This is a genomic window from Streptomyces sp. NPDC045026 (assembly GCF_056432625.1).
Genome location: NZ_JBWKIS010000010.1, coordinates 169,557 through 196,192, shown reverse-complemented (window position 1 = coordinate 196,192; position 26,636 = coordinate 169,557). Strand labels below are relative to the sequence as shown.

Annotated in this window: 25 protein-coding genes; 18 read left to right on the top strand and 7 right to left on the bottom strand. The window is 71.0% G+C overall.

Features of this window, described 5'->3' with window-relative positions; genetic code table 11:
- Positions 1-42: 42 nt before the first annotated feature.
- The 11 genes from ureA (at position 43) to AC07EJ_RS22775 (ending at position 12,483) form a co-directional block, all read left to right on the top strand.
- Positions 43-756, top strand: a complete 714-nt coding sequence (ureA, locus tag AC07EJ_RS22825) for an urease subunit gamma (RefSeq protein ID WP_389482851.1) — start codon at positions 43-45, stop codon at positions 754-756.
- On the top strand, positions 753-2,462 hold the full coding sequence (locus tag AC07EJ_RS22820; RefSeq protein ID WP_393581953.1) for an urease subunit alpha: 1,710 nt from the start codon (positions 753-755) through the stop codon (positions 2,460-2,462). The genes ureA and AC07EJ_RS22820 overlap by 4 nt, the downstream gene beginning before the upstream one ends.
- Before the next feature lie 179 nt (positions 2,463-2,641).
- A complete protein-coding gene (locus AC07EJ_RS22815) occupies positions 2,642-3,652 on the top strand; it encodes an agmatine deiminase family protein (RefSeq protein ID WP_393581952.1) in 1,011 nt (336 codons plus the stop codon).
- A 48-nt stretch (positions 3,653-3,700) separates the two neighbouring features.
- A complete protein-coding gene (locus AC07EJ_RS22810) occupies positions 3,701-5,356 on the top strand; it encodes an ABC transporter substrate-binding protein (RefSeq protein ID WP_478884828.1) in 1,656 nt (551 codons plus the stop codon).
- Positions 5,353-6,312 (top strand): ABC transporter permease, encoded by a 960-nt coding sequence (locus AC07EJ_RS22805; protein WP_478884827.1) that lies wholly within the window; start codon positions 5,353-5,355, stop codon positions 6,310-6,312. The genes AC07EJ_RS22810 and AC07EJ_RS22805 overlap by 4 nt, the downstream gene beginning before the upstream one ends.
- Positions 6,309-7,163: an ABC transporter permease gene (locus tag AC07EJ_RS22800; RefSeq protein ID WP_478884826.1), complete on the top strand. Its 855-nt coding sequence runs from the start codon at positions 6,309-6,311 to the stop codon at positions 7,161-7,163. Before AC07EJ_RS22805 ends, AC07EJ_RS22800 begins: the two co-directional genes overlap by 4 nt.
- Positions 7,160-8,158 (top strand): ABC transporter ATP-binding protein, encoded by a 999-nt coding sequence (locus AC07EJ_RS22795; protein WP_478884825.1) that lies wholly within the window; start codon positions 7,160-7,162, stop codon positions 8,156-8,158. Before AC07EJ_RS22800 ends, AC07EJ_RS22795 begins: the two co-directional genes overlap by 4 nt.
- Positions 8,151-8,948 carry an ABC transporter ATP-binding protein gene (locus tag AC07EJ_RS22790; RefSeq protein ID WP_478884824.1) on the top strand — a complete coding sequence of 266 codons (798 nt, stop codon included), beginning with the start codon at positions 8,151-8,153 and terminating at the stop codon, positions 8,946-8,948. The genes AC07EJ_RS22795 and AC07EJ_RS22790 overlap by 8 nt, the downstream gene beginning before the upstream one ends.
- A 112-nt stretch (positions 8,949-9,060) precedes the next feature.
- On the top strand, positions 9,061-10,218 hold the full coding sequence (locus AC07EJ_RS22785) for an agmatine deiminase family protein (protein WP_478884823.1): 1,158 nt from the start codon (positions 9,061-9,063) through the stop codon (positions 10,216-10,218).
- Positions 10,219-10,391: 173 nt separating this feature from the next.
- Entirely contained in the window at positions 10,392-11,486 is a 1,095-nt protein-coding gene (locus AC07EJ_RS22780; protein WP_389482869.1) for a hypothetical protein, read from the top strand.
- Between the two features lie 52 nt (positions 11,487-11,538).
- Entirely contained in the window at positions 11,539-12,483 is a 945-nt protein-coding gene (locus AC07EJ_RS22775) for an endonuclease/exonuclease/phosphatase family protein (RefSeq protein WP_478884822.1), read from the top strand.
- 58 nt (positions 12,484-12,541) lie between these two features.
- Here AC07EJ_RS22775 and AC07EJ_RS22770 read toward each other — a convergent pair whose 3' ends face one another.
- Positions 12,542-12,838 (bottom strand): YciI family protein, encoded by a 297-nt coding sequence (locus tag AC07EJ_RS22770; protein ID WP_389482873.1) that lies wholly within the window; start codon positions 12,836-12,838, stop codon positions 12,542-12,544.
- Positions 12,839-13,120: 282 nt separating this feature from the next.
- Between AC07EJ_RS22770 and AC07EJ_RS22765 the strand changes: the two genes are divergently transcribed.
- Entirely contained in the window at positions 13,121-13,450 is a 330-nt protein-coding gene (locus tag AC07EJ_RS22765) for a hypothetical protein (protein ID WP_389482876.1), read from the top strand.
- A gap of 30 nt (positions 13,451-13,480) precedes the next feature.
- Here AC07EJ_RS22765 and AC07EJ_RS22760 read toward each other — a convergent pair whose 3' ends face one another.
- From AC07EJ_RS22760 to AC07EJ_RS22750, 3 genes are all read right to left on the bottom strand, one after another.
- Positions 13,481-13,897, bottom strand: coding sequence for an NAD-dependent epimerase/dehydratase family protein (locus AC07EJ_RS22760; RefSeq protein ID WP_389482879.1), 417 nt, complete (start codon positions 13,895-13,897; stop codon positions 13,481-13,483).
- An 87-nt stretch (positions 13,898-13,984) separates the two neighbouring features.
- A complete protein-coding gene (locus AC07EJ_RS22755; protein ID WP_478884821.1) occupies positions 13,985-15,184 on the bottom strand; it encodes a cytochrome P450 family protein in 1,200 nt (399 codons plus the stop codon).
- A gap of 2 nt (positions 15,185-15,186) precedes the next feature.
- Positions 15,187-16,050, bottom strand: coding sequence for a patatin-like phospholipase family protein (locus tag AC07EJ_RS22750; protein ID WP_389482883.1), 864 nt, complete (start codon positions 16,048-16,050; stop codon positions 15,187-15,189).
- Between the two features lie 118 nt (positions 16,051-16,168).
- Between AC07EJ_RS22750 and AC07EJ_RS22745 the strand changes: the two genes are divergently transcribed.
- The 3 genes from AC07EJ_RS22745 to AC07EJ_RS22735 all read left to right on the top strand — a co-directional run bounded on the left by AC07EJ_RS22745 (position 16,169) and on the right by AC07EJ_RS22735 (position 18,665).
- Complete coding sequence (locus AC07EJ_RS22745; protein ID WP_478884820.1) at positions 16,169-16,906, top strand: TetR/AcrR family transcriptional regulator; 738 nt, start codon at positions 16,169-16,171, stop codon at positions 16,904-16,906.
- 16 nt (positions 16,907-16,922) lie between these two features.
- Positions 16,923-17,702: a class I SAM-dependent methyltransferase gene (locus AC07EJ_RS22740; protein ID WP_389482887.1), complete on the top strand. Its 780-nt coding sequence runs from the start codon at positions 16,923-16,925 to the stop codon at positions 17,700-17,702.
- A gap of 147 nt (positions 17,703-17,849) precedes the next feature.
- A complete protein-coding gene (locus tag AC07EJ_RS22735) occupies positions 17,850-18,665 on the top strand; it encodes an SAM-dependent methyltransferase (protein ID WP_478884819.1) in 816 nt (271 codons plus the stop codon).
- A 28-nt stretch (positions 18,666-18,693) separates the two neighbouring features.
- Here AC07EJ_RS22735 and AC07EJ_RS22730 read toward each other — a convergent pair whose 3' ends face one another.
- Positions 18,694-18,921, bottom strand: coding sequence for a hypothetical protein (locus tag AC07EJ_RS22730; RefSeq protein ID WP_389482891.1), 228 nt, complete (start codon positions 18,919-18,921; stop codon positions 18,694-18,696).
- Positions 18,922-19,180: 259 nt separating this feature from the next.
- Between AC07EJ_RS22730 and AC07EJ_RS22725 the strand changes: the two genes are divergently transcribed.
- Entirely contained in the window at positions 19,181-20,338 is a 1,158-nt protein-coding gene (locus tag AC07EJ_RS22725) for a D-alanyl-D-alanine carboxypeptidase family protein (RefSeq protein ID WP_389482894.1), read from the top strand.
- A 135-nt stretch (positions 20,339-20,473) separates the two neighbouring features.
- Positions 20,474-22,555, top strand: a complete 2,082-nt coding sequence (locus AC07EJ_RS22720; protein WP_389482896.1) for a SpoIIE family protein phosphatase — start codon at positions 20,474-20,476, stop codon at positions 22,553-22,555.
- Positions 22,556-22,571: 16 nt separating this feature from the next.
- On the opposite strand, the gene AC07EJ_RS22715 is transcribed toward AC07EJ_RS22720, so the two are convergent.
- Positions 22,572-23,462, bottom strand: a complete 891-nt coding sequence (locus AC07EJ_RS22715) for a TetR/AcrR family transcriptional regulator (RefSeq protein ID WP_389482898.1) — start codon at positions 23,460-23,462, stop codon at positions 22,572-22,574.
- Positions 23,463-23,476: 14 nt separating this feature from the next.
- Complete coding sequence (locus AC07EJ_RS22710) at positions 23,477-24,877, bottom strand: flavin monoamine oxidase family protein (protein ID WP_478884818.1); 1,401 nt, start codon at positions 24,875-24,877, stop codon at positions 23,477-23,479.
- Between the two features lie 148 nt (positions 24,878-25,025).
- Between AC07EJ_RS22710 and AC07EJ_RS22705 the strand changes: the two genes are divergently transcribed.
- A complete protein-coding gene (locus tag AC07EJ_RS22705) occupies positions 25,026-26,609 on the top strand; it encodes an APC family permease (protein ID WP_478884817.1) in 1,584 nt (527 codons plus the stop codon).
- Positions 26,610-26,636: the final 27 nt, after the last annotated feature.

Genomic DNA, 26,636 nt, shown 5'->3' with positions numbered 1-26,636 from the left:
CACCCACGCGCCCGCCCGGGGCGGGTTCCGGGAGCCGCCGGTATGCGGCTGACCCCGACGGAGCGCGACCGGTTGCTGCTGTTCAGCGCCGCCGAACTGGCCCGCGCCCGCCGTGCCCGCGGTCTCCGCCTCAACGTGCCCGAGGCGACCGCGCTCATCGCCGACACGGTGTGCGAGGCCGCCCGTGACGGCGCCCGGCTCGCGGCGGCCGTCGCCGTCGCACGCAAGGCCCTCGGGCCCGATGACGTCCTGCCCGGTGTGCCCGATGTGGTCACCGAGATCCACGTCGAGGCGGTCTTCGACGACGGGACCCGGCTGGCCGTGGTCAGCGATCCGTTCGGGGGCGGCAGCCTGGGGGCGCAGGCCCCGGGCGCGGTCCTGCCCGCGGCGCAGGCGCCGTCCGGGCAGCCGGCTCCGGTCCGGACGATCAGGGTCCGCAACACCGCCTCCGTTCCGATCAGCGTCACCTCGCACTTCCACTTCTTCGAGGCCAACCCCCGCCTGGACTTCGACCGGGCCGCCGCCTACGGCATGCGCCTGGCCATGCCGGCCGGTGCGTCCACCCGGTTCGCGCCGGACTCGGAAAACGAGGTGGGGCTCCTTCCCATCGGCGGCGACCGCGTCGTGATCGGGTTCGCCGGCCTGGTCGACGGGCCGCTGGACGCGCCGGGTGCGCGCCGCGACGCGCTGCGCCGCGCGGCGGCCTGCGGCTACCTCGGCGCCGGCCCGGGCGACGACCAGGAGGCTTCGGCGTGAGCACCACCATCGATCCGCAGGAGTACGCCGCGGTGCACGGGCCGCGCACAGGCGACCGCGTCCGCCTCGGCGACACCGGGCTCGTCGTACGCGTCGAGTCCGACTCGCAGGCCCCGGGGGACGAGTTCCTGGCCGGGTTCGGCAAAACGGCCCGCGACGGACTGCACCTCAAGGCCGCCGCCGTCCGTGAGACCTGCGACGTCGTCATCAGCAACGTGCTCGTGATCGACGCGGCGCAGGGCATCCGCAAGACGTCGATCGGTATACGGGAGGGGCGCATCGCCTCCGTCGGCCGCGCGGGCAACCCGGACACCCTGGCCGACGTGGACGTCGTGGTCGGCACCGGGACGACGATCGTCTCCGGAGAGGGCATGATCGCGACGGCCGGTGCCGTCGACACTCACGTACACCTGCTGTCGCCGCGCATCATGGAGGCCTCGCTCGCCTCCGGCGTGACCACGATCATCGGCCAGGAGATCGGGCCCAGTTGGGGTGTCGGGGTCAACTCGCCGTGGGCGCTGCGGCACGCGTTCAACGCCTTCGACGCCTGGCCGGTCAACATCGGCTTCCTGGGCCGGGGTTCGTCCTCCGAACCGGCGCCCCTGGTGGAGGCGCTCGCCGAGGGCGGCGCCTGCGGCTTCAAGGTGCACGAGGACCTGGGCGCGCACACCAGGGCGCTCGACACCGCGCTGCGGGTCGCCGAGGAACATGACGTCCAGGTCGCCCTGCACACCGACGGCCTGAACGAGTGTCTCTCCGTCGAGGACACCCTCAGCGTCCTCGACGGGCGCACCATTCATGCCTTCCACATCGAGGGATGCGGCGGCGGGCACGTACCGAACGTGCTGAAGATGGCGGGCGTACGCAATGTCATCGGCTCCTCGACCAATCCGACCCTCCCCTTCGGCAGGGACGCGGTCGCCGAGCACTACGGGATGATCTTCAGCGCGCATGCCCTGCAACCGGATCTCCCGGGCGACGCCGCCATGGCGCGGGATCGCATCCGGGCGGGAACCATGGGCGCCGAGGACGTGCTGCACGACCTCGGGGTCATCGGCATCACCTCGTCCGACGCCCAGGGCATGGGCCGGGCCGGGGAGACCGTGCGCCGCACCTTCGCCGTGGCCGGGAAGATGAAGGCCGAACTCGGCCCGATGGAGGGCGACGGACATGACGACGACAACGCGCGCGTGCTGCGCTACATCGCCAAGCTGACCATCAATCCGGCGATCGCCCACGGTCTGTCCCACGAGGTCGGATCGATCGAGAGCGGGAAACTCGCGGACATCGTGCTGTGGTGGCCCGACTCGTTCGGCGCCAAGCCGCAGATGGTCCTCAAGGCGGGCTTCCCCGCGTACGGGGTGACCGGAGACCCCAACGCCGCCGACGACCGCTGCGAACCGCTCGTCCTCGGCCCGCTGTTCGGGGCGCATGGGGCGACCGCGGCGGATCTGTCGGTGGCGTTCGTCAGCCGGGCCGCGGCCGAGTCCGGCTCCTTCGGCCGGCCGTACGACGCGCTGGCGACCCGGCGCCGGCGGGTGGCTGTGCGCGGCACCCGCGGGATCGGCCCGGCCGACATGGTGAACAACGCGCGCCTGGGCGAGGTGCAGGTGGACGCCGACAGCGGCCTCGTCACGCTGGACGGGTCGCCGCTCCACTCGGAGCCGGCGTCCGAAGTGCCGCTCAACCGCCTGTACTTCCTGTAACACACCAGAACTTCAGGACTTCAGGACTTCAGGACTTCAGGACTTCAGGACTTCAGGACTTCACGAGTGCCGAACAGCCGGGATTCTTCGGCGCAGCTGACCTGACTGACTTTTCAGTCACCGATCCACAACCCGATCCACAACCCGACCCCGGACGATCCGGAGAAGGAGAAACCCCGATGACCTTCCGCATGCCCGCCGAGTGGACCGAGCACGAGCGCTGCCTGATGGCCTGGCCGACCCGCCCCGACCTGTGGGGGAACGTCCTGGAGGCGGTCAAGAGTGAGTACGCCGATGTGGCCCGCGCCATCGCCGAGTTCGAGCCCGTGACCATGGTCGCGCCGCCCGGCCACGGAGCCGAGGCCCGCGACCTGTGCGGTGAGGACGTCGAGGTGATCGAACTGCCCACGGACGACTCATGGTTCCGCGACTCCGCGCCGCTGTTCGTACTCGGCCCCGACGGCCGGCGGGCCGGCGTCGACTTCCGCTTCAACGCCTGGGGCCGCAAGCACCACCCGTACGACACCGACGACCGGATCAGTGCGCTGCTGCTCGAACGGCTCGGTGTCCCGGCGGACCGTTCCGAGATGATCCTGGAGGGCGGGTCGATCACCGTGGACGGTGAGGGCACGCTGATCACCACCGAGCAGTGCCTGCTCCACCCCAACCGCAACCCCGACCTGACCAGGACGGAGATCGAGGCGGAGCTGAAGGCCCGGCTCGGCGTCACCAAGGTCATCTGGCTGCCGTACGGCGGGCTTCTGGACACGGAGACGGACGGTCACGTCGACGGCGTCTGCGCGTTCGTCGCCCCCGGCCAGGTCGTCGTCCAGCTCCCCGATGATCCCGAGCACCCCGACTACGCCCGCATGCGCGCCAACCGGGCGGTCCTTGAGGCCACGCCCGATGCCCTGGGCCGGACGCTGGAGATCGTCGATCTGCCGCAGAGCGCGTTCGTCGAGGTGGAGGGACAGCCGGTCGAGGTCGGTTACCTCAACTTCTATGTGGCCAACGGCGGTGTCGTCGTGCCGGTGGCCGGGCTGCCTCAGGACGCACAGGCCCTGGAAGTCATCGCGCGGGCCTGTCCCGGCCGCAAGGTCGTCGGCGTGGCCGCGCGCGTGATCGCCCACGGCGGCGGCGGTGTCCACTGCATCACCCAGCAGGTCCCCCTCGCGCTTCCGCGCGCCTGAGCAGTTCCTCACCCCTCGGCGACGTACGTACGGAGAGGAACCGCGCCGATGCACACCACACCACCCCGGCCAGGAAGACGCAGGGCCCGCCGTCCCGCCCTGCTGGCCGCTGTTCTGTCCGCCGTCCTCCTCGTCCCCGCGTGTGCGGGACCGCCGGGCACGGGCGCCTCGGGCGCGGGGACCGACTTCCGGCTGTCCGCGAGCACTCCCCGGGCGAAGGGAAAGATCGACTCGTTCACGTGGGCGCTGTACGCGGAGCCCCCGACGCTCGACTACATCTCCGCCTTCGACTACCCGCAGAACATGATCCTCTCCAACGTGTGCGAGAGCCTGATGCGGTGGACGCCCCAGCTGAAACTGGCACCGGGGCTCGCCAGGAAGGCGTCCCATCCCGACCCGCTGACCTGGGTGTACGACCTGCGCGGCGGCGTGCGCTTCCACGACGGGCGCGTCATGACCGCCGACGACGTCCTCTTCAGCCTCGGCCGGCAGATGAACCCGCACAACGGGGCGGCGTGGGCGCAGGTCTTCGAGAACGTCGCCTCGCTCGACAAGACCGGCCCGCTCCAGGTCACCGTCAGACTGAAGCGGCCCGACTCGCAGTTCCCCCAGTACATGGCGACCGCTGCCGGAGTGGTGGCGAGCCGTTCCGGGGTGAGGGCGGCGGGCCGCGACTACGGCACCTCCGGTGGCCTTGCCTGCACGGGACCGTACGAGCTCGGCAAGTGGGACAAGGGCCAGTCGATCGAGCTGCGGCGCTTCGGCCGCTATCGGGGGACCAAGGCCAAGTCCGCGAAAGCGGTCTTCCGCTTCCTCAGTGACTCCTCGGCGCGGACCAAGGCCATGCTCAGCGGCGAGGTGGACGGCGGATATCTCATCCCCACCGAGAGTTACGGCGCACTGCGCTCCAGCGGCGTCGGGACCCTCTACTTCGGCGAGGGACTCAGCACCGTCAACGTCAATGTCACCAACATGCGGGGACCGCTCGGCGACGTCCGGGTCCGGCGCGCGCTGTCACTGGCCCTGGACCGCCGCGGGTTCCTCAAGACGGGCCTGAGCGGCGCGGGGACTGTCACCAACTCCCTTACGACGAAAGCTGCTTGGGCCGCCGCCCCGGAGTCGGTACGCAAGGCCGCCTTCGACGGGCTCCCGTCCGCCGAGCCGGACCTCGGCAAGGCCAGGAAGCTCGTCAAGGAAGCCGGGGCCACCGGCAAGACCCTCACCGTCGCCACCAGTTCCATCGGTCAGGACGTGTCGCTGCTCGCCACCGCCGTCCAGGCGGCCGGCAGCGAGATCGGGCTCGACATCAAGCTCAAGACCGTCGCTCCCAACGCCTTCACCGCGCTGTTCACGGACCCGCAGGCGCGCAAGGAAATCGACATGTTCCCCGAGACGTACTACGACTCGATCACCGATCCGCTGGACCTGCTCGGCAGCTTCCGGACGGGCGCCTACCAGAACTTCGCCGGCTACAGCGACCGCTCCTACGACCGCCTGGTCGACCGGGCCCGCGCCACCTACGACCCGGTCGAACGCCTGAAGACAGAGGCCGAACTCCAGCGGAAGGCGGCCGGTCAGGTGCTGTGGATCCCGGTCGCCGAATGGCCCACCGCCCTGTTCCTCAACAAGCGGATCACCGGCGCCCCCACCACCATTTCCTACCTCTACTCCCCCTGGGCCGCCGGCGTCGGGGCCGCGCGATGAACTTCGTGAAATTCACCGCGCGAAGGCTGGCCGAGATGGCCGCCACCCTGCTCGGCGCCTCGTTCGTGATCTTCGGCGCGATGTATCTGGCGCCCGGCAACCCGGCGAGCTTCCTCCTGTCGGGGCGGTCCGCCTCGCCGGACGCGCTGCGGGCGGTCAATGAGCAGTACCACCTCGACGATCCGTTCGCCGTGCGGTACTTCCGCTGGCTCGCCCAGTTGCTGCACGGAGACTTCGGCCGCTCGATCACCTACCGCACCGACGTGTCCCGGCTCCTGGCCGACCGGCTGCCCAGCACCCTGCTCCTGGTCACGATGGCCCTGGTGCTCGTCGTGGTCGTCGGCCTCGCCCTCGGCCGGATCGGCGCGGTCCGGGGCGGCGCCGCCGACGCCACGATCCTGGTCACCACCACCCTCGCCGTCGGTACTCCGTCGTTCGTCGCCGCGGTCGTGCTCCAGGGCGTGTTCGCGGTGCGGCTGCACTGGTTTCCCGCCGGCGGGACCGGCGAAGGGTTCGGGCAGCTCCTGTGGCATCTGACTCTCCCGGCCGTGGCCCTGTCGCTGTACCTGATCGGCATGCTGGCCCGCGTCACGCGCAGCGCCATGCTCGACGTCCTCGGCCAGGAGCACGTCACCGTGGCCCTCAGCCGGGGCGTCCCGAAGCGCCACGTGATCAGCCGGCATGTGTTCCGTAACGCGCTCGGCACCGTGCTCACCACCGGCGGGCTGATCGTCTCCACCCTTTTGGTGTGCACCGTCCTCGTGGAGTCCGCGTTCGGTGTCGGCGGCATCGGGCAGCTCCTCGAACTGTCCATCACCACCAAGGACTTCCCCACCGTGCAGGCCATCTCGCTGACCATGGTCGGGCTGTTCATGGCGGTCAACCTCGTCGTCGACCTCGTCCACCCCCTGGTCGACCCGCGCATTTCCCTCGGCCCGGGGAGGTCCGCCGCATGAGTGTCGCCGTTCTGCGCCGCCCCGGCCTCGCCCGGCTCCGCACCAACCGCCCCCTGCTCCGCCTCCTCTGCCTCGGTTTCGTCTGCGTGGTCGTCCTGACGGCCCTGCTCGCCCCTTGGCTGGCCCCGGCCGACCCCAACGCGGCCGACCTCGGCAACGCGCTGGCCGGCACGTCCACCGCCCACCCCTTCGGCGTCGACGCCTCCGGCCGCGACACGCTCTCCCGCCTGGTCATCGGCGCGCGGACCTCGCTGCTGGGCCCGCTCGGCGTGGTCGCCTTCTCGACCGTCGCCGGAGTCGCCATCGGGATCGCCGCCGCCTGGCGGGGCGGCTGGCTCGACTCCGTACTGTCGCGGGGCACCGAACTGATCTTCGCGTTCCCCGGAATGCTCCTGGCGATCCTGATCGTCTCCGTGTACGGCGAGGGCCTCTTCGCCCCCGTCATCGCACTGGCCGTCGCCTACCTCCCGTACGTCAGCCGGCTCACCCGTTCGCTGGCACTGGCCGAGCGTGAACGCCCGTACGTCAGCGCCTACTCGGTGCAGGGGCACTCGGGGTTCCAGGTCTGTCTGCGGCACGTCCTGCCCAACATCGCGCCCGTCGTTCTCGCCCAGTCCGCCATCAACTTCGGCTACGCGCTGATCGATCTGGCGGGTCTGTCCTTCCTCGGACTCGGCGTGCCCGCGCTGACGCCCGACTGGGGCCGGATGGTCTTCGACGGCCAGACCGCCATCCAGCGGGGCTACCCCCTGTCGGCGTTCCTGCCGTGTGCCGCGATCGTGCTGACCGTCGTCGCGTTCAACGTGGTCGGCGAGCGCTGGGCCGACCAGGTCGCCAGGAGGGACCGATGAACGACATCCCGACCGTGCTCGACATACGGGGGCTGCGGCTCCGACTCCCGGACACCGCCCGGCCGGTCCTCGACGGCGTCGACCTCACCGTCGCCGCCGGGGAGACGGTCGCCCTGGTCGGCGAGTCCGGCTCCGGCAAATCCCTCACCTCCCGCAGCATCCTGGGCCTGCTCCCACCCGGCGCCACGGCCGAAGGGACCGTACGGGTCTCGGGCGAGGACGTCCTAACGATGACGCCCCCACGCCTGCGCGAACTGCGCACCGGCACGGCCGCCATGATCTTCCAGGACCCCCGCGCCGCCATCAACCCGCTGCGCAGGGTCGGGGACTTCCTCACCGAGAGCCTGCGCCTCAACGCCGGGATGCGCGCCGAGGGCGCCGGCCGGCGCGCCGCGGAGATGCTCGCCGCCGTCGGCCTCTCCCCCGACGCCCTGCGCCGCTATCCGGGCCAGTTGTCCGGCGGCATGCTCCAACGCGTCATGATCGCGGCCGCGTTGATGGGCGATCCCGTGCTCCTCCTCGCCGACGAGGCCACCACGGCGCTCGACGTCACCACCCAGGCCGAGGTCGTCGCCCTCCTCGGTGACCTGCGCGCACAGTTCGGCACGGGCCTGCTCTTCGTCACTCACGACCTGGGGCTCGCCGCGACCATCAGCGACCGGGTCTACGTGATGTACGCGGGGCGGATCGCCGAGACCGGCCCCGCCGACGCCCTGTTCGACCGGCCGAGGCACCCGTACACGGCCGCCCTCCTCGCGGCCACGCCCCGCCTCGACGCACCGCAGGGTCGCCTGTCCGCGATCGACGGTCAACCTCCCGACCTGCGGCGGGAGTTGACGGGCTGCCCCTTCGCACCGCGGTGCACGTACGCCACCGACATCTGCCGGAACGAGGCGCCCGTGGACCGGCCGGTCGGCGACGGGGACGGGCCGCTGCGGCATCGGGTCTCGTGCCACCACAGTGAACGCCTCGAAGGGAAGTCCGGCCATGAGTGAGACCGTGCTCCAAGTCTCCGGCGTGAGCCGCTCCTACCGCAGCGTCCAGGCGGCGGACGACGTCTCGTTCACACTCGGCGTGGGCGGATCCCTGGGCATCGTGGGCGAGTCCGGCTCGGGCAAGACGACCACCGCACGGATCGTCGTGGGCCTGGAGCGCGCGGACGCGGGCGAGGTCCTGGTGCGGGGCGTTCCACGAACGGTACGGGCGCGGGGCCGGGCGGCCCGCCTCGCGCGGGCCCGCGAGGTCCAGATGGTCTTCCAGGACCCCTTCCTCTCCCTCGATCCGAGAATCACCGTCGACGCGGCACTGCGGGAGACGCTGCGCCTCCACTTTCCCGAAGGGGACCACTCCCGGCGTCTCGACGAACTCCTGGACCAGGTCGGGCTCGGCAGCCGGGCGGCGGGCGCCCTGCCCCGGCAGCTCTCCGGCGGCCAGCGCCAGCGGGTCGCCATCGCACGGGCACTCGCGGTCGAGCCGGCCGTACTCGTACTCGACGAGGCCGTCGCCGCGCTGGACGTGTCGGTGCAGGCGCAGATCCTCAACCTGCTCGCCGACATCCGCGAGCAGACCGGCATCGCCTACCTCTTCATCACGCACGACCTCGGGGTGGTGCGCTGCGTCACGGATGACGTGATCGTCATGCGCCAGGGCCGCATCGTCGAGTCAGGAGCCACCTCGCAGGTCCTCGACGCGCCCCAACACCCGTACACACACCTGCTGTTGGAGTCGATCCCGCGGCCCGGATGGAACCCGCAGGCGATCGCCCTGGCCCGCCGCGCGCTGTAGCCGGGGGGCCGGGATCCGGAGTCCGGAGTCCGGGGTCCGGGGTCCGGGGTCCGGGGTCCGGGGTCCGAGACCACCGTCCACAGATCCGTACACCACAGATCGGAGATCACAGATGAACGACGACCGTGCACCTCAGAGCCCGTCCCGCCGCCTTCTCGGCAGGAGGAGCTTCCTCGCCGCTACGGGGCTGGCGACGGCCGGCGCCGCCTGGGCCGCGAGCGGCGGGGGCAAGGCTCTCGCCACCCCGGTTCCGGCCTCCGGGGCGGGCTTCGCCGTGCCGCTCGACACCGTCCCGCACACCCGGACCTGGATGGCGTGGCCCGACAGCACCGCCATCTGGGGCCGCAAGCTGGCCGGTGTGCAGGCGAACATCGCTCTCATCGCGAAGACGATCGCCAAGTACGAACCCGTCACCGTGTGCGCCAACTCCGCCGCCGTCTCGCAGGCCCGGAGCGCCTGCGGATCGGCCGTGACCGTGATCGGTTCGATCCCGGTCGACGACTGCTGGGTGCGCGACAGCGGCCCGGTCTTCCGCACGGACGGGGCGGGCGGTCTTGATGCCGTGGACCTGAACTTCAACGGCTGGGGCAACAAGCAGACCCACGCGAAGGACTCGCTGGTCGCCGAGCGGATCGCGGCCGCGGCCGGGGTGCCGCTCACCACCGCCGGCTTCGTCGGCGAGGGCGGCGCGGTGGAGACGGACGGCAACGGCACTCTCATGGCCACCAAGAGCAGCCTGATCAACACCAACCGGAACCCGGGCATGACACGCGCCCAGATAGAGGCCGCGATGTGCGCCGCCTTCGGGGCGTCGAAGGTGATCTGGTTCAACGGAGTGACCGGTCGGGACATCACCGACGACCACGTCGATGCCACCTCCCGCTTCCTCGCCGCCGGTGACGGCCTCGTCCGGATGCCCCTGGCCACCGACACCGACCCCTGGTCGAAGGACGCACGCCAGCAGTACCAGATCCTCTCCACGTCCACCGACGCCGACGGCACCCCGATCGCGGTCACCGAGCTCCAGGGCCCCGACTACGACCGCATCCGGTCGACCGACCCGAACTTCGTTGCCGCGTACGCCAATTACTACGTGTGCAACGGAGCTGTGATCTCGGCCCAGTTCGGCGACACCCGCGCGGATGCCGGAGCCAAGGCCCTCCTCCAGCGACTGTTCCCGGGCCGCACCGTCGAGCAGCTCAACATCGACAGCCTCGGCGCGGGCGGCGGTGGCATCCACTGCGTCACGCAGCAGCAGCCGCGCCCGTAGCGACCAGGTTCCGGTGCCGGACCACCGCCCGGCACCGGGCCCTTGAGGCACCCGACCCCACTTGCTCACGGTTTAAGATCAGCAACGCCGAGGCGGCAACCATGCCATCGGCCGACCCGACGCGGTGGGTGGAGCACTGCGTCAGGTACCTCGGAATGCGTGGGGAGCAGATCGTGAGCAGGGGTGGGGCGTCCATATCGGACGAGGAGTGGGAGCGTTTCCAGAAGGAGGCCGAGGCCGGGGCTCAGGGCGCGCCCGCGGAACCGTCGGCCCGGGCCCGGATGGTGACGCGACGGCTGCAGGAGAACACCGACCGGCCTCAGGGGTGGCGGACGCACGAGCCGGCCCGGCAGCGGCGGGGCAAGGGCTGGTACGGGGTCGGTCTGCTCGTCGCCGCGGGCATGCTGTTCGTAGCGCTGGATCCCGGGCGCGTGACCGATTGGTTCGGCGGTGGAAGCGGCGGCGATACACCGCTCGCCGCGGAGTCGGAACGTCCCGGCCGGCCGCCCGCGACGGAGGCAGCGGCCCAACAGCCCACCCTCCAGCAGCCGTTCAGGGGATCGCCCGCGGCGCAGTGGGGTGACGGAACGGCAGGGATCACCGTCCCCGAGGCCCGGGCGACCGGCTGGATGAGCAAGGCGCAGGTCTCGCAGGCGCTCGACAAGTCCCGGGACTTTCTTGCGGCGTCCAATCTGGATTCCGGTGTGCTTCTCGGACGGCCGCCCGAGAAGGCGATCGCGTTGATCAATCCGGATCAGAAGGACGTCCAGGACTACCTGGCGAACGCGTTCCGCGCGCCGAGCCGGGACGACGATCCTCTGCTGCTGTTCAGCCGTTTCGCGACGGAGAAGGTGCGTCTCGTCGGGGACGTGGTCAAGACGCGCGGGCGGATCACGTACCGGGAGGGCAAGCGCGGTGCGGTCGAGGTGACCACCGACGTCACGTACGTCTATCCGGTCGCGCACGCCGCGGAGGGAAGGGACGAGGTCGCGCGCACGATCGTGCGCCGCGAGGTGGTGATGAGCTGGGACGACCCGGCGAAGGTGATCACCGAACCGGGGACGTTCTCCCTCGTCTCCTACAAGTCGGACACCGCCAACGGCGGCTGTGACAACGACACCGGTTTCTACGTCCCGGAGTTCCCCTCCGCGCGCGCAACCGGCCCGGGAACCGGCGCCGAGGTCGACCCGTACGACCGGAGCACGTCGATGGACGCGCGCATGCAGGGCGCCGATGACCGGGAGTGCGGGACCGCGACACGGTCGTGAGTGGTGCGGGGGAACCGTGTGAGCGGCGTGGGGAAGCAGATGGGACGCCAGAGTGAAGTGGGATCGTTCGGCCTGGACACGGGGGCGCGTGCTTGCCGGGCTCGCGGTGGTGACGGCGGGGCTGTTGGCCTTCCACCGGGTCGTACCCAATTCCGTGGGGCATGCGGGCAGTCTCCTGGAGCAGTTCCTGCCGTGGTTCGGCCTGGTGGTCGTGGTGCTGCTCGTCCTTGCGCTGCTGCGCCGTTCGGCCGTCACGCTGGTGGCCCTGCTCCTGCCCGTGGCGGCATGGACGTACCTCTGCGGCGGGCTGCTCCTGCCGGGGAAGTCACCCGGCGCGCACGACCTGGTCGTCGTGCAGCACAACGTCAGTGACGAGAACGCCGACCCGGCGGGCACCGCCCGCACCCTGGCCGGCGCCCAGCCCGATCTCATCGCGCTGGAGGAGCTGGTGCCGGCGGCGCTGCCCGGGTACGCAAAGGTGTTGGCCCCGCACTACCCGTACCACGCGGTCCGGGGCACGGTCGGACTCTGGTCGAAGCATCCGCTCACAGGCACCCGGACGGTGGACATCAAACCCCGGGAAATCACGGAGAGTTGGGAGCGTGGGCTGCGAGCCGCGGTCCACACACCACACGGCGAGATCGCAGTGTACGTCGCGCATCTGCCCTCGGTCCGCGTCGGGGCGAGCGGCCTGGGATCCACGCGGCGCGACGAGAGCGCTCGCATGCTGGGACGGGCGCTCGCCGCCGAGAAGTTGAAGCCGGTGATCCTTCTGGGCGACCTCAACAGCACGGTCGACGACCGCGGGTTGACCCCGCTGACCTCACGCATGAACACGGCCGAACGCGGCTTCGCGTTCAGCTTCCCGGCCGCCTTCCCGGTGGCCCGGATCGACCAGGTGATGGCCCGCTCGGCGACCGTCACCCACATCCGCACACTGCCCGAGACCGGCAGCGACCATCTGCCCGTCGCCGCTCGCATCTCACTGGGCCGGTGAGGGGAATCGTCCGGGCGGTGCGGCCGTCACCGCAGGTGGGTGGCGGCCGCACGCGGCCTCAGGACAGCTGGTCGGCGAGCGGTCCGATTACGGGTGTCCACTCCCGGGCCGAGACATCGCTGACAAGGCCCTGCACGCGGAACGGGTCCTGCTCCGTGGCCGCCAGCGCCGACTGCTTGTCGGCGGCACGGAACAGGAACAGCGCGCCGGGCGCCTCCCCGGCGGCGAAGGGACCCGAGACGAGATTGATCCCCTGCTCGACGAGCGCGCCGAGGAACTCCCTGTGGGCGGGGCGGACCGCGTCGCGGGCCGCGGTGTCATCGATGTAGGTGTAGGTCACGGCGAAGACAGGCATCGTGGATTCTCTTCTGTGAGTCCGAGGTGGGTCCTGGGTGGGGCCTGGGTGGGTCCGAGGCGGGTCCGAGTCGGAGGTACGCCTGGGGCCCGAGGTACGTCTGAGTCTGAGTCTGAGGCAAGTCGGGGCGATCGCTGTGCGATTATGCTGCCCGGCCTGTCGGAAAGATCAGTGCCCCGGCCGTGGAGCCTGACTTCAGGGCGCGCCACGCCGGTCGGACGGCTTGGGGGGATTGCGATGCGGGGACAGCCGGGCAGATCTCATTCCGGGCGGGCGGCAGTGGTGGCAGTTGCTCTCTGCCTGGGCCTGACCGCCGGATGCTCCTTCGGCGACAGCTCCGATCCCAAGAAGGCCGCGGCCCAACAGCAGCGGTTCTGCGCCCAGTTCGGCCAGTGGCAGCAAGACGACGCCACGCATGACGTCGACTCCGTATCGGCTCAGATGGTTGTCGACGCGGCGAAGGTACTGGACCGGGAGCACCTGGACACGGGAGGCAGTCACATCCTGCGTGACACCGAGGAGGCCGTAATCCACCACATTCACTACAGCGCGGCCAGGGTGACCTCCTACTGCGACCGGGCCGGCTTCGAAATGCTGGTGGCCTCGCCCTAGGTCCGCCGGCACGTCGGTCCTCCGTCCGGGTCACGCGAGGCCCTCCCGGAAACCCTGCCGCCACGACGGATGACGCAGCTCCCAGCCGAGCTCCCGCTTGGCCTTGGCCTTGGCCTCGGCGGCGGCCAGCAGGTGGTCCGTCCCCACGGTGCGCAACCGGTTGGTCGTCGCGAACCAGCGGTCCATGTGCTTGATGTCGGGCTTGCCGGTGATCGCGGTCATCTGGTGCACGATCACGTCCGGCCGGGCCTTCGCCACCGCCTCACCGACCGACACCCCGTCCAGCCCGTCCATCACGACAGCCTCGACGGCCAGCTCCCTGAGCAGGCCCAGCTTCGCCGCGCTCGTTGTCGTAGCCGTCACCTGGTGCCCCCGGGCCACGGGCTGCGGCATCAGCCGCCGCCCCACAACCCCGGTCCCACCCGCCACGAACACCCGCACGGCCATCACCCTCTTGATTCCGAATAGGCACTTCCCACCTGGGACGAGACGGCACGGCCATCTGTGACACGGGGCGTATTGCCGCGCCAGTTCTCAGCCGACGCGCAGGGGCAGTTCGGTCAGGCCTCTGAGCAGGGTGCTGGTGCGCCACGTGAGGGTGGCCGGGTCCGTGGCGAACGCAAGAGTGGGGCGGTCACGGAGGAGCAGGCGCAGAGCGATCGTGGCTTCGGCGCGGGCCAGGGGCGCGCCCAGGCAGTGGTGGAGGCCGTGCCCGAAGCCGAGGTGGCTGTTGGGCGCGCGGCGCAGGTCGAACCGGTCCGGGTCGGGGAAGTGCAGTGGGTCCCGGGAAGCGGCGGCGAGCGAGACGAGGACGGCGTCGCCCGCAGGGATGCGTGTTCCGGCGATGTCGAGTGGTTCGGCGGCGAAACGGAACGCGCTCGCGTGTACTGGTGAGTTGCACCGCAGTGATTCCTCGATCGCCGCGCCCGTCAGCTCGGGTTCGGCCCTGAGCAGCTCGAGCTGGTCCGGGTGGCTGAGCAGGGCGTGGAGTGTGCCGGAGATGAGATTGACGGTGGTCTCGTGGCCCGCGACGAGGAGGAGGAAGGCCATGCCGAGCAGTTCGTCGGTGGCGAGAGGAGCATCAATGGCGGCGCCGGCGACGAGGGCACCGAGCAGGCCTGCGTCCGGAGTGCGACGCTTGCGTTCGATCAACTCGCCGAGATAGGCGGTCAGTTCGGTGGCGGCTTTGACCGCCTGCTCGGGGCTCGTCGGCATGACCAGTGCGTTGGACCAGGTGTGGAACGCGGCGTGGTCGGACGCGGGGATGCCGAGGAGGTCGCAGATCACGGTGACGGGCAGGGGCAGTGCGTAGGCGCTGACCAGGTCGGCGGTTCCCCGGTGCGGGAGTTCGGCGAGCAGGTCGGTGGCGATGGCTGCGATCCGCGGGCGCAGGGCGGTGATGCGCCCCGGGGTGAAGTGGCCTGAGACCAGGCGGCGGAGGCGGGTGTGCTGTGGTGGGTCGGTCTGGAGCATGTTGCGTCCGATGGCGTGTCCGCCGTCGTCGCGCCAGGAGGCGGAGTGCCGGATGTCGTTGCGCAGGCGCGGGTCGGTCAGCGCCGCGCGCGCCGCGTCACGCGTGACGACCAGCCACGCCTCACCGCTCTCCGGGACGAGGACGCGGTGCACGGGACCCTTGGCCCGCAGGGCCGCGTATACGGGGTACGGGTCCGCGGCCATGTCCTGGCCGTCGGGGGCCAGGGCGTCGAGGGTGGGTGACTGAGGGCGCTTCCCCATCCTCAGCACCCCGTCCACAGGCGGGTCACCGTATCCGCGAGCGCCGTGGCCTGGGCATGGCCGGCGAGCGCGGCGGCGGGTCTGCGCGTATCGGCGGTCAGGTCACGGCCCATGGCGCGACGGGCGGCACGGTCCGGTGACACCAGCAGGATGTCGGTTCCCGCGGCCGCGAGTTCGGCCGCCTGCTGCTGGGCGCTCGGGTGCGGGCCCGGCGCGGTGGTCAACGGAGCGACGACCAGGACACGACGGTATCCGCGGGCGAGATGGATGTTGGCCGTGGCGCGGCTTCCGCCGTCGATCCAGCGGCGCCCGCCCGCCGTCGCCGGAGGCCAGACAATGGGGACCGCGCAACTGGCCGCGACCGCTTCCGCGAGGGGGATCTGTCCGGCCGCGTCGAACGTCTCCAGCGATCCGGTGTGCGCGTCGATCGCCGTGATCCGCAGATCGGTGTTTCCGGGCCAGGCGGTGGCGTCCCGCAGCAGGGTGGCGATCGTGCGACCGACGTCGGATCGAGGCGCTGTCCGAGCGGCGAGCGCGGCTCGCCCAAGCCGCTGTACGGACCGCTGCGAGTCACGGGATCCGAGTGCCGCCCAGAGGAATCGCAGGGTCTGGGCGGCGGTGACCTGCAGGTCGATGCGATCGGCTCGGGCCAACTGCCGCTCGTACGACTCGCGGGCGGGTTCGCCGCAGGCCATGCGTGCACCGAAGATCGCGCCCGCCGACGTACCGATGACGACATCGGCACTGCGGAGATCGATCCCCGCGTCGGCGAGCCCGGCCAGCATCCCCGTCATCCAGGCCCCGCCCACGGGCCCACCACCGCCGAGCACCAACGCGGTGCCGTCGTTGTCGCCACTGTCGCTCATGCCACAGCCCCCTCGAAGCATAAATGGGGAGTGCTCCCCACTTCTTGCTCCGACGATAGCATCAGTACCGGGGACCACTCCCCGGTACCGTGCGGGGCGACGAAGAGGGGCAATGAAGATGGCAGACAGCGCTGACCGCCGGAGCAGGACCACGGACACCGGCAGCGGCACCCGCACCCGCAGCGGCAGCGGCAGCGGAAGGGAAGAGACGGGCGCCGGCGCACCCGTCCGCCGCCGAGACGCACGGCGCAACAGGGACCTGCTGCTCGAAGCCGCCCACGAGGTGTTCACCGAACTGGGCCTGAACGCGCCGCTGGACGTGATCGCCCGTCGCGCGGGCGTGGGAAACGCCACCCTCTACCGGCACTTCCCCCACCGCGCGGCCCTCGTCGACGCGGTCTTCCGCGATCAGCTGACCGGCACGATGGACGCCGGCGAGCGGGCCCGGACCACCGACGACGCCTGGACGGGGCTGACCGGCTACCTCCAGGCCGTCTTCACCGTCCTGGCCACCGACCGAGGGACGAACGACCTCATGACCACCCACCTCGAGGGCGTCGAGTCACTGGAGGCCGTGCACACCCACAACCACCGCACCGTGGAACTCCTCCTCGACCGCGGTCGCGATCAAGGGACCATCCGACCGGACGTCACCACCGAGGACGTGCTCTTCGCCCTCGCCGCACTCGGCCGCGCGGTGCCCGCGCTCACCACAGCGACCACCCCCGACGCCTGGCGCCGCCCCCTCACACTCCTCTGCGACAGCCTCCGCCCCACACCGGCGTCGCCCCCGCTCCCCTCCCCCGCACTCACCCCCGTCCAACTCAACGACACGTTGCACCACTTCAGCCGCTGACCGTTATGGTGGCCGCGTGGATCAGGACGAACGCCTCCTTCACAGCTCGTCGTTCGGCGCAGCGGCGACCGCGTACGCCGAGCACCGCCCGGACTACGCGCAGGCGGCGGTGCGCTGGGCGCTCGAGCCCGCGACCGGCCTCCGCGTGCTCGACCTCGGTGCCGGAACCGGCAAGCTGACCGCCACGCTGGTCGCGCTGGGCGCCGAGGTCGTCGCGGTCGAGCCCGACCCGGCGATGCTGGCCGAGCTGCGCCGCGCGCTGCCGGCTGTCCGTGCGGTGCCGGGCAGTGCCGAGGCGGTACCGCTGCCCGACGCGTCCGTCGATGCCGTCGTGTCCGGCAATGCCATGCACTGGTTCGACATGGACGTCGCGGGTCCCGAGATCGCCAGGGTCCTTGCACCCGGTGGGGTGCTGGCCGGCTTGTGGAACGTGTTCGACAACCGGGTCGACTGGGTTGCCGGACTCGAGCGGGTCAGCGGCAGTGCGGCCATCGGCCCCCGGGACACGTTCAGCAACTGGCGCGCCCAGACGGCCGACGCGCACCTTCCGAACGCCGGCCTGGTCGCCCGGTTCGGCTCGCCGGAGCAGACCGAGTTCCCGCACGGGCAGCTGCGGACCGCCGACTCCCTGGTCGCGACATTCGCGACCAAGGCGGGGATGCTGGTCATGCCGGAACAGGAACGCGAGGCCGCGCTCGAACCGATCCGCGCCTTCCTTGCGAGCAGACCGGAGACCGCCCGCGGCGAGTTCACCCTCCCGATGCTGACCGGTGTGCTGCGCGTCCGTCGCCTGTGAACCTCACGTTCCACGCCGGATCGCGCGAGGGAGGAGATCCGGTGCGCGCACACCGATCGCATGAACTGGTGTGCGTGCCAGGATTGTTGGGACGTAGGTTAGGCCTTGGAAACAGTTCACGCCTCGGCCGGAAGACGGACGGTACCCATGACGGACCACGCGACGATGCCCGGAGCCTCGGCTCACCAGAAGATCGACACGTCGGTTCCGCACTCGGCCCGGATCTGGAACTACTGGCTGGGCGGCAAGGACAACTACCCCGTCGACGAGGAGGCGGGCGACGCGTACAGCGCCGTGTTCCCCGGCATCTCCACCATCGCCCGCAGCAGTCGCGCCTTCCTGCGCCGCAACATCTCGTACTTGGTCACCGAGGCCGGCATCCGCCAGTTCCTGGACATCGGGACCGGCCTGCCGACCGGGGACAACACCCATGAAGTCGCGCAGCGCCTCGCTCCCGAGGCCAAGATCGTGTACGTCGACCACGACCCGATGGTCCTAGCGCACGCCCGCGCGCTGCTCACCTCGACCCCCGAGGGTGCGACCGCCTACGTCGACGCGAACCTGTCCGACCCCGAACGTATCCTCGCGGCGGCGGCCGAGACGCTGGACTTCACCCGTCCGACCGCCCTGATCCTCAGCAACATCCTGGGCCACATGGGCGATTACGAGCAGGCGCGGGCCATCGTCAAGCGGCTGATGGACGGACTGCCGTCGGGCAGCTACCTCTCCGTCAACGACGGGTCCCGCGGCATCGACGTCGGCTTCGAGCAGGCCCAGGACGGCTACAACAGCTCGGGCGCCGTCCCCTACTTCCTGCGCCCGGTCGACGAGATCACGGCGTTCTTCGACGGTCTGGAACTCCTGGAACCCGGTGTGGTCTCGGTGCCGTTCTGGCGCCCCGAATCCACCTCGCCGGCCCCGGCGCTCATCGCCGAACACGGCGGCCTGGCCCGCAAGCTCTGAGCGCTTCCGGAAGCCGGGGCGGAACGGGCTATGCGTCCGGGTTGCCGATCCGCGACCAGGGGCCGGCGCCGAGCCGGCGGCGGCCGGAGTCCGTGAGGTCAGCGTCGTCCGCGAGGTCCGGGTCGGGGAACGGGTCGAGTGGCTGCGGGGCAGCGCCTGCTCGCTCCGCAGCCGTGCGGCCTCGTGCGGCCCGCGCAGGCTCAGCGGCCTGGTCACGGCTCGGTCCGGTGCCCAGGGGGCGGCGGGTATGACTCACGTGGGAAAGTCTCGCAGGTCGCCGAGGCGCGTTGCACAACGCCCTCAGGACGGCGCCCGCCGAAGGCCGGACGTGCCGACCGCCGCGCCCCCGTCACCCGCCCGCCGATGCTTGCGCCGGATCACCCAGCGCCGCCCCGCGGGGTCGGTCGCCAGTGGTTCCACCCCGAGAACCAGTCCATGTGACATGGAGTCATCCGCCCCCCGCCGGATGGCGTAGTGCGATGGCAAGGGCGCGGCAACGCCCCTACGTTGCCGCCATGAAGCGATTCGTAGGCTTTTACCCCTGTATTACCAAGTCAGTTGTCGCCTCCTTCGCCGTCGCGGCGATCGCGGTCGCCCCTGCCGGCGGCGTCGCGGCCGCCGTGCCTCGCACCGATGGGGTCGGCGACCAGATCCAGACCGCGCCGGGGACGTCGGGCGCGCCGGAGGTGTCCGCCCTGTCGTGGACCGTGACCGACGTCGACACCGGCGACCTGCTGGCGGCCAAGGCGCCCCACCTTCGCCTGCCGCCGGCCAGCACCCTCAAGACGCTGTTCGCGGTGGCGCTGCTGCCGCAGCTGCCGGCCACCGCCGAGCACACGGCCGTCACCGCCGACCTCGCCGGCGTGGAGCCCGGCAGCAGTCTCGTCGGCGTGCACGAAGGAACCCGCTACACCGTCGGCGACCTGTGGCGCGGCGCCTTCCTCAGCTCCGGCAACGACGCCGTGCAGACACTCGCCAGACTGAACGGCGGACAACAGCACACGCTCGAGGAGATGCAGGCCACCGCGGACCGTCTCGGCGCGCACGACACCTCGGTGCGCTCCCTCGACGGCTTCGACACCCCGGGGCAGTTCTCCTCCGCGTACGACCTGTCCCTGATCGCGAAGGCGGGGTTGCGGAACGCGGACTTCCGTCGCTACTGCGGCACGAAATCGGCCCAGTTCCCGGCCGCGGGCGGCCCCGACTCCTTCGGCATCCAGAACACCAACCGCCTCCTGGTCGGGTCCCACGGAGTGGAGCCCTATCCGGGGCTGATCGGCGTGAAGAACGGCTACACGTCGGAGGCCGGCAACACGCTCGTCGCCGCGGCCACCCGGGACAACCGCACGATCCTGGTCACCGTCATGAATCCGCAGGACCAGACGTCCAACGCCGTCTATGAAGAGAGCCGGGAACTCCTGGACTGGGGCTTCGACGCGGCTCCGGACGCCGTGACGGCAGGGATGCCGCGAGAGTCGGCCTCGTCCGCCGCGCCACGTCACCCCGATTCGGCTCACCACGGGACCGTCGCCATGCGGGCTTCCACCACGGCCGAGGACACCTCGTCCGGCCTCACCCGTCACCTGGGAGCGGCCGCCGCACTCCTCGGCCTCGCGTGCGTGCCCTTCATCGTCATGGCCGTACGGCGCAAGCGCAGCCGTCCCACCAAGTGACGGTGCACGCGCACCGACGGGCGCCGGACAGGCGCCCCTCCACGATTCCGCGCAGAATGGGGACGTGGCCACGCCCGGCGCGGCCGTGAACCGGCGCGCCCACGGTTACCGAGGGCGGACGGGCCAGGAGGTTTCATGGATCGCCCCATCGAACCGAGCGGCGGGCCCGATACACAGAGTCATCCCGAGGCCGCCGCCCACCTCGCCCTGGCGGTCAACGGCATGGGCACCTTCTCCTGGGACGTGGCCGCCGGGCTGATGCGCTACGACGAAGGCGGCCTGGCCGTGATGGGGTTCGGGCCCGGCGAGTTCGACGGCCGCCTGGCCACCCTGGGTGAGCGGATGCTGCCCAGCGAACTGCCGGCCATCGAGGATCTCGTGGAGCGTGCCCTGGGGGAGCGGTCGGGATTCAGCCTCTACTTCCGGGTGCGGCACCCCGAGGGGCGGCTGCAGTGGACACATGCGCAGGGCCACATCGTCCGGGACGACCACAGCCGTCCCGTGCGGGTCATCGGGATCATCCGTGACGCGAGCCAGGAACTGCGAGCGGTGGACCAGACCGAGCTGCTGCGGCAGGCCCGGGAGGACCGCCGCCGTCCGTCCGACGTCGTCGTACATGTCAGCGACGCGCTCGTGCCGACCGTCACCGTGGAGGACGTGGCGGAGGCCCTCACCGACTCGCGGCTGATGGAACGGATCGGTGCCTCCAGCGTCATCCTGGGCCTGATCGACAACGGCCGCATGGAACTGGTGGGCTCCAACGGCGTCCATGAGGACCTCATCCAGGACTTTCACCTGGCGCGTCTGAGCGAGCCGCTGCCGCTGACGGAGGCGGCCCGCTCCCGCGAGGCGGTGTTCGTGACGAACAGGCTGGATTTCATCGCGCGCTTTCCGGCGCTGACGCCGTACCTGTCGCAGTTCCCCGAGGCCGCGGCAGCGGTATACCTCCCGCTGATCGCCCAGGACACCCCGATCGGTGCCGTCGGGCTCACGTACGAGGGCCGGGCCAGCTTTCCGCCGGACGAGCGGACCGTCCTGACCGCGCTCGGCAAGGTCATCGCCCAGTCGCTTCAGCGGGCGCTTCTCTACGACCAGGAGCACGAGCTCGCCGCGGGGCTGCAGACGGCGATGCTGCCCGGGATCCTGCCGCACGTGCCCGGAGTGCACCTCGCGACCCGGTACCGGCCCACCCGGGCCCGGGGCGGCATCGGCGGGGACTGGTACGACGCCCTGACGCTGCCCGACGGCCGGATCGCCGTCGTCGTCGGCGACGTACAGGGCCACGATGTGACGGCCGCCGCCGTGATGGGGCAGCTGCGCATCGCTCTGCGTGCGTATGCCGCCGAGGGGCATCCGCCGTCCACGGCCATGGCGCGTGCTTCCGCCTTCCTCGCCGAACTCGACACCGACCGCTTCGCGACCTGCCTCATGGCTCTCGTCGATCCGCTCACGGGGATGACCTCGGTGGTGCGTGCGGGCCATCCGGAGCCCGTACTGCGCGCGCCCGACGGAAGCTGTGCCTGGCTCGACACGCCCGGTGGCCTGCCCCTCGGTCTCAACATGACCGGTGGCCAGCCCGCGTACCCGGTCCGCGAGACGGTCATCGAACCCGGCTCGACTCTGGTGCTGTGCACCGATGGGCTCATCGAGTCGCGGGCCGAGGACATCGACGAAGGGCGTGAGCGGCTCCTAGACGCGCTGAGGGCAGGGCCCGGACAGCCCGACGCACTCGCCGACCACCTGCTGGACACCATGGCCGCCTTCACCGGCGAGGAGGACGACGTGGCGCTGTTGGTCCTCCAGCGGTCCCGGGGGAAGGCGGCCCCGGCACCCCGGATGGAAGCGGTCATCTCCCCCACGGACCCCGACGCTCTGCGCAACGCACGGGTCGCGTTGCGCGAGGCGCTGCAAGGCTGGTCGCTGGAGGGCCTCAGTGACACCGCGGAGCTCCTCGCCTGCGAACTTGCCACCAATGCCCTGCTGCACACCGACGGCAGCGCCACCCTGACGGCCAGACCCGTACGGCACAGTGGCCGGGGAGTGCGTCTGGCCGTCAGCGACACCTCGACCGCGTCGCCCCGGCGCCGCGCCGCCCCCGAACGTGCCACCTCCGGCCGCGGCATGATGCTCATCGAGGAACTCGCCACCGCCTGGGGCATCGAACCCCGCGGCAACGGCAAGACGGTGTGGTGCGAGCTGTCCCTCGATCTGGTCTAGCGGCCGTCAAGTACCGCTAGCGCAGGCTGATGTACGGCTCGAAGGCGTCCAGCAACAGCTCCCGCATCCGTGCCGCGTCCATGTCTCCCGTCCCCGCGAGGACCTGGATGGCCATGCCGTCGACCATGCTGGTGAAGCGGCTGGCCATGGCCTCCGCGTCCGCGCCCCGCGCCATCCCTTCCTGCTGGCAGGTCCGCAGCAGGTCGAGGACGATCTCGCGCCAGCGGACGTGGACGCCCTTCTGCCCTTCCCTCAGGGTCGGGTCGAGGATGGCCTCGTTCCACGACTGCACCCACACCGACCATTCGTCGGCGTCCTCTTCGGTGGTCGTCAGCTGCACCTCGATCAGCCGGCGCAGCTTCTCGACGGTGGTGTCGGCCGTTCTGAACTCGTCTTCGAGGCGCGCGTGGAACCGGTCGGCGTAGAAGACCAGCGCGGCCCGCAGCGCGTCGTCCTTCGTCGGGAAGTGGTAGTGGACGGTGCCGGTGCTGGTGCCGCACGCGTGGGCGATGTCGGCGACCCGAACCTTGTGGAACCCGCGGCGGGCGATGAGGCGGGCGGTGGCTTCCAGGATCTGGGCGCGGCGCAGGTCGGCGTCCACGGCGTCGGCGCGGCGGCGGACGGGCTGCCCGCCGTCCGCTCCGCCGCGAGCGACGGGCGGCCTTCCCGCGCCGGTCCGCAGATACCGCTGGGACACCTTGCCGACCTGGGCGATCGCGGCGACCTCGTGATCCTTGAGACGGCGGTTGCCACGCAGGGCCTTGGACAGCGCGGTGGGATCCATGCCCACGCGGTCGGCGAACTCCCGCTGGCTGATGGGCGCCGACAGCACCACGAGCCGCGCCCGGTCCGCCAGGGTCGCGGTGTCGTCCGCGACGCCCTCCGCCCCGCCCTGGATCGACGTCATTGCGCTGGGTCCGTTCAGCCTTCCGCTTGCGATGAGAGTGCCGACACGACCTCGTCGGCCGCTCGCAGGCCCGACGAAATGGCACCGTCGATGTAGCCGTTCCACACACTAGCCGTCTCGGTTCCGGCCCAGTGCACGGTCCCGGTGGGTTCCCGCCAGCCGCGCCGGCCGTATCCCCTCCAGCCGCCGGGAGTTACGTACGCCTCGTAGCCGCCCTTGGCGAAGGTGTCCCGCGACCAGTTCTTCTCCGTGTAGTCGAGCGGACGTGCCGCGCGCTCCCCGGCCACGGTGGTGAAACTCGCCAGCACGGCCTCCCGGCGGCGTGCGTCGTCGAGGTCGCTCCAGTCGGTGACCCGGTCGCCGTACACGAAGCCGACGAGCACGCCCCGGGAGGCGTCGTCCGGGGAGTTGTCGAACACGACGCCCACCGGCCCGTCGTCGTAGAGCGTGGCGACGCCGGAGAGTCCGGCGTCGCGCCAGAACGGGGAGTCGTACACCGCGTGGACCTTGGCTACGCGCCCCATCGGGCTGTGGGACAGCCAGCCGTCCCTGCTGACGGGGAGTCCCGGCGTGAAGTGGATGGTGCGGACCGCTTGTGGCGGCAGCGCGACGATCACCCTGCGGGCCTCCAGCACGGTGGACGCGGTCCGGACACGGACGCCGTCGCCGCCGTCGGCATACTCGATCGACCGCACCTGCTCACCGAGCCGGACGCGCTCGCCGAGCAGGTCGGCGACGGCGCGGGCCGGGCCGGCGGCGCCGGTGACGAAGCGGCTGTCCTGGGCGCAGTCCCGCGTCTCCATGAGCTGCTCGTACCCGCCGGCGGAGGCGATGTAGAACAGCACGTGGAACAGGGAGATCTCGTCCGGCTCCGCGCACCACAGGCCCTGGACGGCGAGCGCCAGGCGGCGCCGGGCGTCCGTGTCGTGGGTCTGCGCGCGGAAGAACGACTCGGCTGTCTGGCCGTCCCACTCGGCGAACCGGGGTGTGCGCCAGGGCTGTTGGGTGTCCACGGTCCGGGCGAGCTCGTCGAGGACTCCGCTGACGCGGTTGTACTCCGCGATGCCGGGGCCGTCGGACGGTGCCGCGCCGAGGTAGGGAACGGTGCTGCCGTCGTGCCACACCTCGACGTGCTTGCCCGTCTCCCAGGTCGGGAAGGTGGCGCAGCCGAAGCGGTCCGCGAGGGCGAGCAGGCGTGTCTGGGTCGGGCCGACCCACTGTCCGCCGTGATCTAGGGTCACGCCGGCGGCCCGGATCTCGGAGAGTACGCGGCCGCCCACCCGGTCGGCGGCCTCGACGAGCGTGAAGTCGACACCCGCGTCGTGGAGTTGGAGAGCTGCGGCCAGTCCCGCGTAGCCGCCGCCCACGACGACGACCTCGGATTCGATCAGGTCCATTTCGGTCTGTTCCCACATGGCCGCAGAGCATGTAGCAAGACTGATGCATCAGTCAATCGTTGCGATGAATCTGTCCGGAAGTCTTGACACACCTTCCCTCGCCAGCATCATTGACCCACGCATCAATCTTGCGAATCGCCACCCACCCCGGACAGGGGGTCCGCCCATGGCAACGTCACCTGACACCACCCCGGAAGCCGCACCCGACAGCTCGCAGGAAAAGGGCCTGCGCACCGGTGCGCTCGGCATGACGACGAGCCTGATCCTCTCGGTGGCGTCCGCCGCCCCCGCCTACAGCCTCGCCGCGACGCTCGCGTTCATCGTCGCCTTCGTCGGCTTCCAGGCACCGTCGATCGTCGTGCTCGCGTTCGTCCCGATCCTGTTCGTCTCCTTCGGCTACGCCGCTCTCAACCGCCAGGAGCCGGACTGCGGAACCATCTTCACCTGGGCCACCCGCGTCCTCGGCCCGCGCGTCGGCTTCATGGGCGGCTGGGCCATCATCACCTCGTTCACCCTGGTGATGGCGAGCCTGGCCCAGGTCGCCGGCCAGTACGTGTTCATCCTCTTCGGCGCGAAAGGCATCGGGTCCGGCCCGTCCAGCCCCTGGGTCCTCCTGGCAGGGCTCGGCTGGATCGCCCTCATGACGGCCGTCTGCTACCGCGGCATCGAAGTGGCCGCCGCAGTCCAACGCGCCCTGCTCTTCCTGGAGTTCGCGATGCTCGGGGTCTTCTCCGTGGTCGCCCTCGTACGGGTCTACACCGGGCACGCCGGTGCCGGCGCACGGCATCCGAACTGGTCCTGGCTCAACCCGTTCGAGATCTCCTCACCCAGCGCATTCGTCAGCGGCCTCGTGCTGATGCTGTTCATCTACTGGGGCTGGGAGACGGCGCTCACCGTCAACGAGGAGACCACCGACCGGCACCGGACACCCGGCATCGCCGCCGTCTCCTCCACGGTCATGCTGCTCGTCCTCTATCTCGTCGCGACCGTGGCGACCCTGGCCTTCGCCGGCATCGGCACGACCGGCACCGGACTCGGCAACCCCGACAACTTCGGTGACGTCTTCTCCGCCATCGGCAGGGCCGTCTTCGGCGACAGCGGCCTCGGCTCCTTCCTGTGGCATCTGCTCGTCCTGATGGTGCTGTCCTCCGCGGCCGCTTCCACCGAGACGACCGTGCTCTCCCTGGGGCGCACGCTCCTGGCGATGGGAGGCCGCGGCGCCGCGCCGCGCGTCTTCGCGAAGGTCCACCCGCGCTACTCCATCCCGCAGTTCAGCACCATCGCCACCGGAGTCGCGGGAGCCGTCGCTTACGTCGTCATGAACTTCCTCAGCCACGGGCAGGTCATCGGCGACGCCGTGTCCTCCTGCGGCCTCATGATCGCGTTCTACTACGGCCTCACGGGCCTCACCTCGGCCTGGGCCCACCGCACCGAATGGCGGCGCGGCGCCGCCGACTTCTGGCTGCGCCTCACCCTGCCCGCCATCGGCGGGCTGACCCTCGTCGCGGCCGGGCTGTGGAGTCTGAAGAACGACTGGGACCCGGCGAACAGCTACACGTCCTGGACCCTCCCCTTCGCACCCCACTGGCGCGTCGGCGGAGTCTTCATCATCGGCGTCGCGACGCTCCTCCTCGGCTACCTGCTGATGCTCACCTACGCGCGCATCGCACCGCGGTTCTTCACCCGGGCGCCCCAGGAGACCGAAGCCGCCGCCGAGCGCCCGTCCCCGCACCAGACCGTCCCCCAGTGAACGTCACAACCCCTCAGTGACCCTCCC